The organism is Roseovarius sp. MBR-51 (assembly GCF_053628575.1).
In genome coordinates this window covers 1-13,227 of the sequence record NZ_JBRJGQ010000035.1, presented here as the reverse complement: position 1 = coordinate 13,227, position 13,227 = coordinate 1, and the positions used below count along the sequence as shown (strand labels likewise).

The window sequence follows — 13,227 nt, the reverse complement described above, 5'->3', positions numbered from 1 at the left end:
AACAGGCAAAACACTGTCGCGGGATGGAGCAGCCCGGTAGCTCGTCAGGCTCATAACCTGAAGGTCGTAGGTTCAAATCCTACTCCCGCAACCAAAATCCGGAAATAATTCAAACGCATAGCCTGAGGTATATTCATACCGCAGGCACTTTCGCGTTTTACATCAACGCCACATCAACGTTCGAAGAGTCGCGGTGAAAAAGTGTGGGGAAATCAATCACCTACCATAAATCCCAAATTTGCGGTCATCGACCATTTGAGTCTGGCCCGGCCGAAATCCTTGTGGCAGCATCTCGCCATGATCGAGTTCCGTACCCTTCCCGATGACCATCCCGCCCTCGCGCATTCGCCCCTGCTGCGCGCGGCGCTGCTGACACTGCGCTACGCGCAGGACCACGGTGCCATCGGCTTGACCAAGACCAAGGCGTTCAAGCGTGTCTTCGTGCATTGGAAGAGCATGTCACATGGTCCCGCGTCGTAAGCTCCGGGGAAAGCCTTGACGTCCTCCTTGCCAAGGCGGGCCTCGATACCGCCACCCGTGCTGTCGTGTCCGATGCGATCGGGTCCGAATTCGAACTCAGACAGTTGAAACCGGGCCATCGGCTTGATCTCGAACTGCAACGAGATGGATTGCCTCGCCTGGCAACGCTGGAAATCGACAACGGGGTCAGTATTCAGGCGGTTTTTGGAGAAGCGCCGTCCGTCAGTGTGCTGCCACCTGAACTCGAGACCATGCGTCAAGCTGCCGAAACAAAGATCGAAAGTTCCATATACGCCGCCTTGGACAAGGCTGATATTCCGACCCGGTTCGCCACCGATCTGGAGCTGATTTTCGCCGGTACGCTGGATTTGCAGCGCGAACTCGTCGGGGGCGAGCATCTGCGCGTGGTCTGGCGCGAAAACCGTTTGGATGATCGCGTTATAGGTGAACCCATCATCGACTTCGTCGAACTCGATTTGGGCGAAGAGAAATATGAGGTCGTTTGGCCGGGCGACGCGTATAGACAGACCCATGTTTTCAAGGATGGCGGCCCTCTACTCTCCTTCGTTCAACCAATCAAAGGCGCACGACTCAGCTCGGCGTTTGGATTGCGCCAGCATCCGGTCCACGGCAATGTGCGGATGCATCAGGGCGTGGATTTCGCCGCCGAAGAAGGGGCGACGGTCCATGCTACACAATCTGGCAGCGTTTCGTTCATCGGACGTCGAAGCGGCTATGGGCTGATGATCGAGATCGAGCACGCTCAAGGCATTCAGACCGTCTACGCGCATTTGAGCGCGGTGAACGAAACGCTGGAAGTTGACCAACGGATCCCTGCCGGTCATGAAATTGGTCATGTCGGATCGACAGGCACATCCACCGGACCGCATCTTCACTATGAAGTCGTTATCGAAGGTCTTCCGGTGCCGCCGCTCACTGATACGCGCCTGTCTCGGATCGGTGATGGGACACAGAGACAGATTAATGTGTCTGTGATGATCGAAGCAGCGCGTGATCAGTTGGCAGGTCTGCTGGCGGCCAACGGTTAGCGACTTGCATTCGATGATTTGAAGCGGCGAGCCTTTACGTGGCGCAGACCATCGGCAGCCCCGCCATGAATCTGTTCAACGGCCGCGCCAGCGCGTCGGGCGGTTTGCTGGCGTTGTCCGGCACAGGCTGGACCATTGCAGCAAACGGCTCCGGTGCTGTGGCGCTGGTCGCACGGTTGACCAGCGCCGATGATGCTGTGACCGTCAGCATCCGACCCGAAGATCTGGACCTGGCATGTCCCGGCCCAATGCTGGGGACGGGACCTTGCATGAGAGCCGAACAGCTGGGGTCTTCCTCGAAAGCCAGCAGAAACGATACATGTGGCTATCGCGTCTGCGCTAATGCCCGTTCCAGTTCTTCCACCGCGTCGGTCCAAAGGCCTTCAGCCCGCGCGATACCGTCCATAACCTCGGCATATTTCTTTTGCCAGGTTTCGGCTTGTGTCCCCATTTCAGCATCATAGAGCGCAGGGTCCGACAATTTCACCGCCAGTTGATCGCGCATCTCGTTCAGCTTGGCGAGGCGGCTTTCGCATTTGCGAACCTCGACACGCAACGCCGTGATCTCGCCCCGTGAAAGGCGCGTGGGTGCTGCGGCTTTGGGTCTTTCCACTGGCGCGTTGGGGGCGTGCAGCATCTGATCGCGGTAGGCGACCAGATCATCCTCGTATGGCGTCACCGAGCCGCCTTGCACAAGCCAGAGCCGGTCCGCGACCAGACCCAGCAAATGCATGTCGTGGCTGACAAGGATGATTGCGCCGGTATATTTCGTCAACGCCTCGACCAGCGCATCGCGACCTTCAATATCAAGGTGGTTTGTCGGCTCGTCCAAGATCAACAGATGCGGCGCATCAAGTGTCGCCAGCAGAAGCGACAGCCGTGCCTTTTCACCGCCTGATAATTGCTGGGCGGTGGTTTCGACCTGTTCGGCAGTCAGGCCGAAACCAGCCAGACGCGACCGCGACCAGGCTTTGGTGGCATCGGGGCGCGCTTTGGTCAGATGCTGCAAAGGCGTGGCATCGGGATCAAGCTCATCAATCTGGTGCTGCGCGAAATAACCGACGCGCAGCTTTGCCGCGCGGGTCACTACCCCGGCGCAAAGCGGCAGTTTTTCGGCTAGCAGTTTGGCAAAGGTTGATTTGCCTTCTCCATTGCGGCCCAGCAACGCGATGCGGTCATCCTGATCAATACGTAGATTCAGCCGTTGCAGAACCGGCGGGCCGTCATAGCCCACGGCAGCATTGTCAAGATTGACGATCGGCGGTGACAGTTCCTCTGGCGTAGGAAAAGTCAGAAACTGCGACTTCAGGGCGTCAGGCGCAGCAATGGTGGTCATCTTGTCCAGCATTTTTACCCGCGACTGCGCTTGCTTGGCCTTGTTCGCCTGATAGCGGAACCGATCCACAAAGCCCTGCAAATGGGCGCGGCGCTGTTCGTATTTGCGCGCCTGTGCGGCTTGCACCGCGCGTTGTTCCTGTCTTTGGCGGGTGAATTGATCATATGGCCCTTGATAATAAGTCAGCTTATGATCTTCGACATGCAGGATCGCACCCACGGCATTGTTCAGCAAAGCGCGGTCATGGCTGATGATGATTACGGTATGGGGGTATGTCTGCAGATAGCTTTCGAGCCAAATCGCCCCCTCGAGGTCCAGATAGTTTGTTGGTTCATCCAGCAACAACAAATCAGGGCGTGCAAATAATATACCCGCCAAGGCTACGCGCATGCGCCAGCCGCCCGAAAACTCCGAGCAGGCACGTTGTTGTGCTTCTCCGTTAAACCCCAAACCTTTCAGGATCGTGCTGGCGCGTGCCTCGGCCGACCATGCGTCGATATCGGCAAGCCTTGTATGGACATCGGCGATGCGCATCGGGTCAGTGGTCGTTTCCGCCTCGGCCATCAGGGCCGCACGTTCGGTGTCAGCATCCAGCACGGTGTCCAGCAAGCTGCGGTCACTCGACGGAACCTCTTGATCGACGCTGCCGATCCGACAATTGACAGGCAAATCGATCTGGCCGCTTTCAAGCGGCAATTCACCCCGGATCAATCGAAACAACGTCGTCTTGCCCGTACCGTTCCGGCCAACCAGCCCGACCTTATGGCCTGCGGGTATATCGGCTGACGCCGCCTGAAACAGGGGCTGGCCACCGATCGAGTAGGTTACTCCTGAAATTGTCAGCACACGGCTTGATCGCAGATTTCGTCGTCATGCTCAATGACCTCAGCCTGGAAAATGCCTCGCACCGCCCTTGCTAACCAGTATTGTCGAATGCAGGTGATCCGGGAAAACACAAAGCCAAGTTTTTGTTGATAAGCTATAAACCAACTCACAACATGTCCCATCAGTTCAGTGAGCGCACCGTTGGTTAGGTAGTGTTCGTCAAGATGTTGTAATTTCGCGGATGGCTAGAGGTTGCTTAGGTATTTAAACTACGCACCTTAGATCTGGTAGGCTACGGCATCTGCGCCCTCCCGCAACCAAATTCCCTAACCTTTCCAAATGGTTAGAACCCGATAAAAACACTTGTGTACAGACCGCGCAAAAACGAGTCACCGCCAAGTCAACGTTTTGCAAGTCCCCCTGAAAACTCAGGGGGATTTTTGCGTTTGGGTGGCCGAAGCCATGGCTCAACGTCCAAGGGCTGCTTGCAGGTAATAGGCGTTTCGTAGAATGAGAGATTGATCCTCCTCTCTTGGACCGTCCTTGAAATGCCCCGAGCACTTAACCTTCATCGCGCCTTTGCGGGCGCGCACCGCATACCAGAGGGCCCAATGAAGAGGATTCCGGTCGCGTTATCAACAGCCATGAAAATGATCGGGTAGTCTTGAAGCAGGTTCTGAGGTTCAAAGGCAATGTGCCGCGCGACATGCGAGGTGACGTTGACCGTCAGGCGAAACCCGTGATCAACTGACGAAGGCCGAGCGCCGCCCCGGCGAAGATGGCGGCGAGTGTGACCGGCGCGCTCAGCGCCAGCACGGAAAAGGCCGACATGCCCTGACCGATCGAGCAGCCGACCGCGATCACTCCGCCAAAGCCCATGCAGATGCCGCCGAGGATCTGGCGGCGCAACTCGCGCGGGTCCTCGCAGGCTTCCCAGCGGAAATGACCCTTGAACAGGCTGCCGACAAAGGCCCCAGCAAGCACACCGAAGACCGAGGCCACGCCGAAACCGAAGGCGGTGCCGCCGCTCGCGGTCATGAGATAGAGAATGGTGTCGCCAAGCGGTGCGGAGAAGGTATGCGAGATCACCGGCTGCGCCATGAAACCATGGGTGGCCACATAGGATGTCGCGGCCCAGCCTGAGGCGATGGCAAGCCCGACCATGGCTCCCCAGAACACCGCAGCGCGCCGCGCGAGGAACGCGCGAGAGCCGAGTGCCAGTGCGAGGATGCCGCCAGATAGCAGGAGCCCCGCCCAGACCATCGGCAGGCCGGTGAGTTGTGCCAGCACCTCGGCATAGCTGCGCGTCTCCCAGCCCACGCTCGTCGCCTCGGTCAGCGTGACGCGCAGCGCCGCGAGCGGGCCAGACATCATCACATAGGCTGAAATCCCCATCACCAGCACGATCACGAAGGCGCGCAGATCGCCGCCGCCGAACCGTGCCAGTGCGCCATGCCCGCAATTCCCGGCAATCGACATGCCGTAGCCAAACAGCAGCCCGCCCAGAACGCTCGCCGCCGGTGACCAGGGCGTAAGCCAGTAGACGTTTTCGGCGATCTCGAAGTGGCCGAGCGCGGCCATGACGAAGGCCGCCACCCCGGCAACACCGAGGGCCACCCCCCACATGCGCAGGCGCGTGTCGCTGCCCTGATAGAGCAGGTCCTCGATCGCGCCCAAGGTGCAAAACCGACCCACGCGCGCGGCAAGCCCCAGAAGGACGCCGCCGCCAAACGCCGCGAGTGTGATCAGAAGCGGATCAGGAATCTCGGTAATCATAGGCCATCCTCCCCAGATCACGCGCCTGCCACAGCCGCTCAGGGTTTGCGGCAGAACATATCGTAGACCACGGTCAGGATCCGCATCGCGCGCTCGTCTGTCAAACTGTAATAAATGGCCTTGCCGTCACGTCTTGGCGAGACCAGCCCCTCCAGCCGCAGCCGCGAGAGTTGTTGCGACACCGCCGCCTGCCGGGCCGAGAGCAATTCCTCCAGTTCTGAAACGGATTTCTCGCCGGTTGTGAGATGGCACAGGATCATCAAGCGCCCTTCATGGCTGATCGCCTTGAGAAATTCTGCGGCGTCACAGGCGTGGCTGTGCATGGCGTTGAGGCTGTGTTGGGTAACGTCCATTGGCTTTGACCACGCTTCTTGGCAGATTGTCAGGGCAATGCTGTCGCGTCTGGATGCGCGTCAAGCAGATTCGTCAGAATGAACCAGAAGAATTCATCGCCCGCATAGCCCTCGATCCGGCCCAGTTCGCGGCCTTCGTCCACGAGCACGAATGTGGGGGTAAAGACGGGTGGCGAGACAAATTCCACATTGGCGGGCAGGTCCTTGATCTGAACGCGGCGCAGCGGCGCGCGCGCACCTTCGACCGTCTTGGAATAAATCGGCCCGATTTCGGCATTCCACTGCTCGCACCAATGGCAGCCATGCCGCTCGACCATGACCAGTTCAGCCGCTGACAGTGGCCCAATCAGGCCGACTGTCAGGGAGAGGCTCACGAGAAAGGCAACGAGCGTATGCATCGGTGTTCCGATTGACGGACAGAATAAAACATATGATAGTTTGAATGTGTTTGCGGATCAACCCGTCTGAGGATGCCTTATGTTCGATGTCTCACTGCTCAGCGCCTTCGTCGGGGGATTGATCGTGTTCTTTTCGCCCTGCGTCCTGCCGATTGTGCCTTTTTATCTCAGTTACATGGCCGGTGCCTCGATGTCCGAGATCAGCGCCGATGGGCGTCTTGCCCCCGGAGTGCGCCGTCGCGCCTTTGCCGCGTCGGTCATGTTCTCGGCGGGAATCATTACAGTCTTTGTTTTGCTGGGGGCGGCCGCCTTTGGTCTCAGTCAGGCGTTTCGCGGGTTTCAGACTGAATTCCGCCTCTTCGCCGCTCTCGTCGTGCTGGTTCTCGGGCTGCATTTTCTGGGTGTGCTGCGCATAGCCTTTCTCAACCGCGTGTTCCAGATGGAGGCGGGCGATACCAAGAATATGTCAGTGCTCGGGGCCTATGTGGTGGGTTTCGCCTTTGCCGCTGGCTGGACGCCCTGCGTGGGCGGGGTGCTGACGGCGGTGGTCTTTACCGCCAGCACCGAGGCTACGGCGATGAAAGGGCTGGTGCTCCTCTTGGTCTTTGGCCTCGCTATGACGACGCCTTTCATGGTGGCCTCACTCTTTATCGGGCCGTTCCTGCGCTTTGCGTCGAAGTTTCGCCGCCACCTGCCCAAGGTCGAAAAGGCGATGGGATTGCTCTTGATCGTCTTTGCCGCGCTCATTGCCACCGACAGCGTCAATTACATCGCCCAATGGATGCTGGAGACATTTCCAGCCTTTCAAAACATCTGATCGAGGAGGAACATGATGTCCCGAGTGTTGATCCTGCTGGCCGCCGCCCTGTTCGCCCTGCCTCTGGCTGCGGCGGAATTGGGTGACGATGGCCTGCACAAGACTGACTGGATGCGCGATACCTTCAAGGACCTGCGCGAGGACTTGGCGGATGCCAATGCCGAGGGCAAGCGTCTGATGGTGATGATCGAACAGCGCGGCTGCATCTACTGCACCAAGATGCACGAGGAGGTATTTCCCCGCTCCGAGATCGCCGATTTCATCCGCGAGAATTATTTCGTCGTGCAGCTCAACCTGCATGGCGATCTGGAGGTCGTCGATTTCGACGGTGAATCGTTGAGCGAGAAACAGGCGGCGCGCAAATGGGGTCTGCTCTTTACCCCCTCGATTCTGTTCCTTCCGGAAGAGGTGGCCGAGGACCAGACAGCAGCACAGGCGGCGGTCGCGATGATGCCCGGTGCCTTTGGCCCGGATACCACGCTGGACTTGCTGACATGGGTTCAGGAAAAGCGCTACGCACTTGATACCGAAGAAGATTTTCAACGTTATCACGCCCGCCGCATCGCCGAACGCGGGGCTGGAGAATCCCAGTGACCCAGCGTGAGGGCAGAGAATAAATTCAAGAATAAGAATTTATTGTTGTGTGGCCGCGCGATTGTGCTCTATGATATACAGAAATCTGAATGTGTTAGGGAGGACGCATGAAACGATCAATTCTCACGGTGTCGCTGATCTGCGCGGCATTGAGCGCATCAGCGGCCGAAGTAGCGCCGACGGATGTCAAATTTACCGATGGTGCGATTGCTAACTCGCTTACAGGCGTTGCAGGTGATCCGGCCGCCGGGCGCGAAGTGCTGGCGGACCGCGGGCTTGGTAACTGCGTCGCCTGCCATCAAATCACCGACATGAGCGATGTTCCGTTTCAGGGCGAAATCGGTCCCATGCTGGACGGTGCCGGGTCCCGGTGGAGCGAAGCGGAACTGCGCGGCATCGTTGCGAATGCCAAGATGATGTTTCCTGATTCGCTGATGCCGTCTTTCTATCGGACGGATGGTTACACGCGCCCGGGAAATGCGTTCACCGGCGAGGCGGCAGACGGCACCTTTGGCCCCCTGCTGACCGCTCAGCAAGTTGAAGACGTGGTTGCCTATCTGGTGACCCTCAAAGAGTGATCGCGCCACGAGCGTGACCAAGATCAGGAGCTTGAGAACATGACACTGACACGACGCAACGTGATGATCATGGGGGCAGGGGCCTTTGTTGCCTTTGGCCTGCCCATGCGCGCCACCGCTGCCGCCGAGGACCGTATCGCCGAATTCACCGGCGGCGCTGCCATGGGCGACAGCGGTATCACCTTGACCGCCCCCGAAATCGCCGAGAACGGCAATACTGTGCCGATCGAGGTCGCGGCCCCCGGTGCGGTTGAAATCCTAGTGCTGGCCACGGGCAATCCGACTCCCGGTGTCGCCACCTTCAAATTTGGCCCGCTAGCCGCATCGCAAACCGCGTCCACCCGCATCCGTCTTGCGGGCACGCAGGACGTGGTGGCGATTGCCAAGATGAGCGACGGCTCTTTCGCTAAGGCATCGAGCAACGTCAAGGTTACAATCGGCGGCTGCGGCGGCTGAGGCATAGGTAGGAGAAACGAGAATGGCACAAGACGTTACACCCCGCGTCAAGGTCCCGAAATCGGCAGCCGCAGGCGAAGCGGTCGCAATCAAGACCTTGATCAGCCACCCGATGGAATCCGGTCAGCGCAAGGACAAAGAAGGCAACATCATCCCGCGCTCGATCATCAATCGGTTCACCTGCGAGTTCAACGGTCAGAGCGTCGTCGACGTGACCATGGAGCCCGCGATCTCGACCAACCCTTACATCGAATTCGCGGCCACCGTGTCCGAAGCAGGTGAATTCAAGTTCACTTGGTACGATGACGATGGCTCGGTCTACGAAGACACCAAGCCGATCGCGCTGAAGTAAGGTCAATCGTCAAGGGAGGGACGAGAATGAAAAAAACAGGACGGATTACCAGTCTGATTGGCGCAACCGCGCTCTTGGCGGGGGCAGCCTTTGCGGACCCCGTCGATGACACCCTTGTCGTCAACGAAGAAATCGAGATGACCACCCGCACCGCTGCGCCCGCGCATCTTGCGGATACGTTCGACGAAGTGCTGTCGGGCTGGCATTTCCGCGAGTCGGACACCCGCGCGATGCAGGCGGACGATTTCGACAATCCTGGCATGATCTTTGTCGAGAATGCCATGACGACCTGGGAAACCGCCGAGGGCACCGAGGGTAAATCCTGCGCAAGCTGCCATGGCGATTCTGCCGAGAGCATGAAGGGCGTTCGCGCCGTCTATCCCAAGTGGAACGAGACCGCTGGCGAAGTGCGCACGCTTGAAATGCAGGTGAACGCCTGCCGAACAGAGCGGATGGGCGCTGAAAAGTGGAAGTATGGCGGCGGCGATATGGTCAACATGACCGCATTGCTGGCCTCTGTGTCACGCGGCATGCCGGTTAACGTGGCGATTGACGGTCCCGCTCAGGCCACTTGGGAAAAGGGCAAGGAAATCTACTACACCCGTTATGGTCAACTCGAGCTGTCCTGTGCCAACTGCCACGAGCAGAACTATGGCAATATGATCCGCGCGGATCACCTGAGCCAAGGGCAGATCAACGGGTTTCCGGCCTATCGTCTCAAGAACACCAAGCTGAACGGTGCCCACGACCGCTTCAAAGGCTGCATTCGTGATACGCGTGCGGAGACCTTTGCCGAAGGCAGCCCCGAGTTTATCGCGCTCGAGCTCTATGTCGCGTCGCGCGGCAATGGCCTGTCGGTCGAGGGTCCGTCGATCCGAAACTAATCGGAATGCCCCGCCTGACTGCGTGTCGGCGGGGTTTTCCATATCCAGAAACATTCAAGAATCCGCATGTGATAGGTGCGGGAGTTGGAAAGGTCCATCATGATCTCGCGGCGTGATTTTCTTCAGACAAGCATGGCGGCATCGGCCATCCTTGGTGCGTCCTCTTTTGGCAACTGGGCGAAACTGGCGGCGCAGCAGGCGTTGACTCAGGATCAACTGTTGCAGTTCGACACCTTTGGCAATGTCAGCCTGATCCATATCACCGACATTCACGCCCAACTTAAACCGATCTACTTCCGCGAACCGTCAATCAATATCGGCGTGGGCGGCAACAAGGGGGCCGTGCCCCATGTCACCGGAGCCGATTTCCGCAAGCTCTATGGCATCGACGATGGCAGCCCCTCGCATTACGCCCTGTCCGCTGACGATTTCAGTGCCCTCGCGCAGTCTTATGGCAAGGTCGGCGGGCTTGATCGCGTCGCAACCGTGATCAACGCCATCCGCGCGGATCGCCCCGATGCAATCCTGCTGGATGGCGGAGATACATGGCATGGCTCTTATACCTGCTACAAAACCGCCGGTCAGGACATGGTCAACGTGATGAACGCGCTGAAACCCGACGCGATGACCTTTCACTGGGAATTCACCCTCGGTTCCGCCCGCGTGCAGGAAATCGTCGAGAGCCTGCCCTTTGCCGCCTTGGGTCAAAACATCTTTGATGCCGAATGGGACGAGCCGGTCGAGATTTTCCCGCCCTTCAAGTTTTTTGAGCGAGGCGGCGTCAAGATCGCCGTCATCGGTCAGGCCTTCCCGTATATGCCGATTGCCAACCCCGGATGGATGTTCCCCGAATACTCCTTTGGCATCCGCGACGAGAACATGCAGACGATGGTGGACGAGGTGCGCGGGCAGGGGGCCGACCTCGTCGTGTGCCTCAGCCACAATGGCTTTGACGTGGACAAAAAGATGGCCAGCCGCGTTACGGGTATTGACGTGATCCTGTCAGGTCATACCCATGACGCCCTGCCCGAGCCCGCGCTCGTCGGCGAGACGATCATCGTCGCCTCTGGCTCCAACGGCAAATTCGTCAGCCGCGTCGATCTTGATGTGCGCGATGGCCGGATGATGGGCTTCCGTCACAAACTGATCCCGATCTTCTCGGACGTGATCGAGCCTGACAAAGAGGTGGCCGCCCTCATCGAGGAACAGCGCGCGCCCTATCTCGACCAGTTGACCGAGGTGATCGGAAAGACCGACAGCCTGCTCTACCGGCGTGGCAATTTCAATGGCACTTGGGATGACCTGATCTGCGACGCGCTTTTGTCCGAACGTGAGGCCGACATCGCCATGTCCCCCGGCGTCCGGTGGGGCCCGAGCCTCATTCCCGGTCAGGACATCACCCGCGAGGATCTCTTCAACGTCACCTCGATGACCTATGGCAAGGCGTATCGCTCTGAAATGACCGGTGAATTCATCAAGGTCATTCTTGAGGACGTCGCCGACAACATCTTCAACCCCGACCCCTATTACCAGCAGGGCGGTGACATGGTGCGCATCGGCGGCATGGGCTATCGAATCGACATCAACCAGCCGCAGGGCAGCCGGATCAGCGACATGACCCTGCTCAAGACCGGCGAGGCGATCGATCCGGCGAAATCCTACGTCGTCGCCGGTTGGGCTTCGGTCAATGAAAACACCGAAGGCCCCGAAATTTGGGACGTGGTCGAAAGCCACATCCGCAAACTCGGCACGGTCAGTGTCACCCCCAATAACAGCGTCCAAGTGATTGGCGCGTAACGACTTGCTGAAAGGAGGCATTTGAGATGTCAGGGACATTCAAAGGCAAACCCACCTCACGGCGCGCCTTTTTGCGCGGTGGCGTGGCCGCGGCGGCAGGGGCCGTTGCGGCAGGGGCCGCACAGTCCGCCTCACCCGATCCGCTGATCACCGAGGTGCAGCCTTGGGCCACCAGCCTTGGTGACGGGGTGGATGCCACCCCATACGGTCTGCCCATCGAATATGAGGCGGATGTCGTGCGGCGCAATGTGCCATGGCTCACCGCCGATCCGATCAGTTCGATCAACTTTACCCCCATTCACGCACTCGACGGCACCATCACGCCGCAGGGTTGCGCGTTCGAGCGGCACCATTCCGGCGCGATTGACCTCAAGAAAGAGGACTATCGCCTGATGATCAACGGCCTCGTCGACACGCCGCTGGTCTTTACCTACGAAGACCTCGAGCGCTTCCCGCGCGAAAACCACGTTTATTTTTGCGAATGTGCCGCCAACACCGGCATGGAATGGGCCGGCGCGCAATTGAACGGCGCACAGTTCACCCATGGCATGATTCACAACATGGAATACACTGGCGTCTCTCTGCGCACCCTGTTGGAAGAGGCGGGATTGGATGCGGCGGGCGATCTCAAGGATAAGTGGGTCTATGTCGAGGGGGCCGATGCCTCGTCCAATGGCCGCTCAATTCCCATGGCCAAGGCGCTTGGCGATTGCCTCGTCGCGTTCAAGGCCAATGGCGAGGCGCTGCGCAAGGAGCATGGATACCCCGTGCGCCTTGTCGTGCCCGGCTGGGAAGGCAACATGTGGGTCAAGTGGCTGCGCCGCATCGAAGTGACCGACGCCGCCGTCGAGAGCCGTGAAGAGACCAGCAAATACACCGACACGCTGGCCGACGGCACCAGTCGCAAATGGACATGGGTGATGGATGCCAAATCGGTCATCACCGCGCCCAGCCCGCAGTCGCCCATCAAGCATGGCAAGGGTCCGCTTGTGATCACCGGCCTCGCTTGGTCTGGCCACGGCGCGATCACCCGTGTGGATGTGTCCAAGGATGGCGGCAAGACATGGGAAACCGCCCGTCTCGCCAAACCGGGCGAGGCCAAGGCGCTGACCCGCTTTTACCTCGACACCACTTGGGATGGCGAGGAAATGCTGCTTCAGAGCCGCGCCATGGACGAGACCGGCTATATCCAGCCCACCAAGGCGCAACTGCGCGAGGTGCGCGGCCTGAACTCGGTCTATCACAACAACTGTATTCAGACATGGTGGGTGCGGCCCAACGGGGAGGCAGAAAATGTCGAGGTTTCTTAAGTTTACACTGATCACGGGCTTTGCCCTGAGTGCTACGGCAACCGCCCTCTGGGCCGGGAATTATGGTCTTGGCCGCCCCGCCCTGCCCGAGGAAATCGCAGCCTGGGATGTCAAGGTCATGCCCGATGGGCGCGGCCTCCCCGAAGGATCGGGCGACGTCTGGACCGGGGATGAGGTTTTTGGCGAGCATTGCGCGGTCTGCCACGGCGATTTCGCCGAAGG

The 13,227-nt window shown here is 59.2% G+C and carries 15 protein-coding genes, 1 tRNA gene and 1 pseudogene; 13 read left to right on the top strand and 4 right to left on the bottom strand.

Translation table 11 applies throughout. From position 1 onward, the window contains the following. Positions 1–17 precede the first annotated feature (17 nt). From ACSSVY_RS21860 to ACSSVY_RS21845, 4 genes and pseudogenes are all read left to right on the top strand, one after another. Positions 18–94 (top strand) — tRNA-Met (locus tag ACSSVY_RS21860). A gap of 203 nt (positions 95–297) precedes the next feature. Continuing rightward, positions 298–480, top strand: coding sequence for a hypothetical protein (locus tag ACSSVY_RS21855; RefSeq protein ID WP_454272089.1), 183 nt, complete (start codon positions 298–300; stop codon positions 478–480). Positions 481–731: 251 nt separating this feature from the next. Continuing rightward, positions 732–1,529 carry a M23 family metallopeptidase gene (locus ACSSVY_RS21850; protein ID WP_454272087.1) on the top strand — a complete coding sequence of 266 codons (798 nt, stop codon included), beginning with the start codon at positions 732–734 and terminating at the stop codon, positions 1,527–1,529. 65 nt (positions 1,530–1,594) lie between these two features. Continuing rightward, positions 1,595–1,696: pseudogene (locus ACSSVY_RS21845) on the top strand (hypothetical protein); the annotation flags it as partial. Positions 1,697–1,854: 158 nt separating this feature from the next. Here the strand turns inward: ACSSVY_RS21845 and ACSSVY_RS21840 are convergent. From ACSSVY_RS21840 to ACSSVY_RS21825, 4 genes are all read right to left on the bottom strand, one after another. After that, entirely contained in the window at positions 1,855–3,711 is a 1,857-nt protein-coding gene (locus ACSSVY_RS21840; protein ID WP_454272086.1) for an ABC-F family ATP-binding cassette domain-containing protein, read from the bottom strand. 705 nt (positions 3,712–4,416) lie between these two features. Then, positions 4,417–5,466, bottom strand: coding sequence for a YeeE/YedE family protein (locus ACSSVY_RS21835; protein ID WP_454272085.1), 1,050 nt, complete (start codon positions 5,464–5,466; stop codon positions 4,417–4,419). 38 nt (positions 5,467–5,504) lie between these two features. Continuing rightward, positions 5,505–5,819, bottom strand: coding sequence for an ArsR/SmtB family transcription factor (locus tag ACSSVY_RS21830; RefSeq protein WP_454272083.1), 315 nt, complete (start codon positions 5,817–5,819; stop codon positions 5,505–5,507). Positions 5,820–5,848: 29 nt separating this feature from the next. Further along, positions 5,849–6,217 (bottom strand): hypothetical protein, encoded by a 369-nt coding sequence (locus tag ACSSVY_RS21825; RefSeq protein WP_454272081.1) that lies wholly within the window; start codon positions 6,215–6,217, stop codon positions 5,849–5,851. A 79-nt stretch (positions 6,218–6,296) separates the two neighbouring features. On the opposite strand from ACSSVY_RS21825, the gene ACSSVY_RS21820 reads away from it, so the two are divergent. The 9 genes from ACSSVY_RS21820 to ACSSVY_RS21780 form a co-directional block, all read left to right on the top strand. Next, complete coding sequence (locus tag ACSSVY_RS21820) at positions 6,297–7,034, top strand: cytochrome c biogenesis CcdA family protein (protein WP_454272079.1); 738 nt, start codon at positions 6,297–6,299, stop codon at positions 7,032–7,034. Positions 7,035–7,049: 15 nt separating this feature from the next. Next, positions 7,050–7,628: a thioredoxin family protein gene (locus ACSSVY_RS21815; RefSeq protein WP_454272077.1), complete on the top strand. Its 579-nt coding sequence runs from the start codon at positions 7,050–7,052 to the stop codon at positions 7,626–7,628. Positions 7,629–7,735: 107 nt separating this feature from the next. Then, positions 7,736–8,206, top strand: a complete 471-nt coding sequence (soxX, locus tag ACSSVY_RS21810; protein WP_454272075.1) for a sulfur oxidation c-type cytochrome SoxX — start codon at positions 7,736–7,738, stop codon at positions 8,204–8,206. Positions 8,207–8,245: 39 nt separating this feature from the next. Beyond that, positions 8,246–8,662 carry a thiosulfate oxidation carrier protein SoxY gene (gene soxY / locus ACSSVY_RS21805; protein WP_454272073.1) on the top strand — a complete coding sequence of 139 codons (417 nt, stop codon included), beginning with the start codon at positions 8,246–8,248 and terminating at the stop codon, positions 8,660–8,662. A gap of 22 nt (positions 8,663–8,684) precedes the next feature. Next, positions 8,685–9,014, top strand: a complete 330-nt coding sequence (gene soxZ / locus ACSSVY_RS21800) for a thiosulfate oxidation carrier complex protein SoxZ (RefSeq protein WP_454272071.1) — start codon at positions 8,685–8,687, stop codon at positions 9,012–9,014. A gap of 26 nt (positions 9,015–9,040) precedes the next feature. Beyond that, a complete protein-coding gene (gene soxA / locus ACSSVY_RS21795; protein WP_454272069.1) occupies positions 9,041–9,898 on the top strand; it encodes a sulfur oxidation c-type cytochrome SoxA in 858 nt (285 codons plus the stop codon). Between the two features lie 99 nt (positions 9,899–9,997). Next, positions 9,998–11,695 (top strand): thiosulfohydrolase SoxB, encoded by a 1,698-nt coding sequence (gene soxB / locus ACSSVY_RS21790; RefSeq protein WP_454272067.1) that lies wholly within the window; start codon positions 9,998–10,000, stop codon positions 11,693–11,695. A 26-nt stretch (positions 11,696–11,721) separates the two neighbouring features. Next, entirely contained in the window at positions 11,722–13,005 is a 1,284-nt protein-coding gene (gene soxC, locus ACSSVY_RS21785; protein ID WP_454272065.1) for a sulfite dehydrogenase, read from the top strand. Further along, on the top strand, positions 12,989–13,227 hold a 239-nt coding region (locus ACSSVY_RS21780; RefSeq protein ID WP_454272063.1), incomplete at its 3' end, for a c-type cytochrome. The genes soxC and ACSSVY_RS21780, both read left to right, overlap by 17 nt.

Excerpts from the sequence above, each read along its gene's own strand:
- ACSSVY_RS21830 (WP_454272083.1), bottom strand. The coding sequence starts at position 5,819 with ATGGACGTTACCCAACACAGCCTCAACGCCATGCACAGCCACGCCTGT.
- ACSSVY_RS21815 (WP_454272077.1), top strand. The coding sequence starts at position 7,050 with ATGTCCCGAGTGTTGATCCTGCTGGCCGCCGCCCTGTTCGCCCTGCCT.
- ACSSVY_RS21855 (WP_454272089.1), top strand. The coding sequence starts at position 298 with ATGATCGAGTTCCGTACCCTTCCCGATGACCATCCCGCCCTCGCGCAT.
- soxZ (WP_454272071.1), top strand. The coding sequence starts at position 8,685 with ATGGCACAAGACGTTACACCCCGCGTCAAGGTCCCGAAATCGGCAGCC.
- soxY (WP_454272073.1), top strand. The coding sequence starts at position 8,246 with ATGACACTGACACGACGCAACGTGATGATCATGGGGGCAGGGGCCTTT.
- ACSSVY_RS21835 (WP_454272085.1), bottom strand. The coding sequence starts at position 5,466 with ATGATTACCGAGATTCCTGATCCGCTTCTGATCACACTCGCGGCGTTT.
- soxB (WP_454272067.1), top strand. The coding sequence starts at position 9,998 with ATGATCTCGCGGCGTGATTTTCTTCAGACAAGCATGGCGGCATCGGCC.
- soxX (WP_454272075.1), top strand. The coding sequence starts at position 7,736 with ATGAAACGATCAATTCTCACGGTGTCGCTGATCTGCGCGGCATTGAGC.
- ACSSVY_RS21850 (WP_454272087.1), top strand. The coding sequence starts at position 732 with ATGCGTCAAGCTGCCGAAACAAAGATCGAAAGTTCCATATACGCCGCC.
- ACSSVY_RS21820 (WP_454272079.1), top strand. The coding sequence starts at position 6,297 with ATGTTCGATGTCTCACTGCTCAGCGCCTTCGTCGGGGGATTGATCGTG.
- soxA (WP_454272069.1), top strand. The coding sequence starts at position 9,041 with ATGAAAAAAACAGGACGGATTACCAGTCTGATTGGCGCAACCGCGCTC.
- soxC (WP_454272065.1), top strand. The coding sequence starts at position 11,722 with ATGTCAGGGACATTCAAAGGCAAACCCACCTCACGGCGCGCCTTTTTG.
- ACSSVY_RS21825 (WP_454272081.1), bottom strand. The coding sequence starts at position 6,217 with ATGCATACGCTCGTTGCCTTTCTCGTGAGCCTCTCCCTGACAGTCGGC.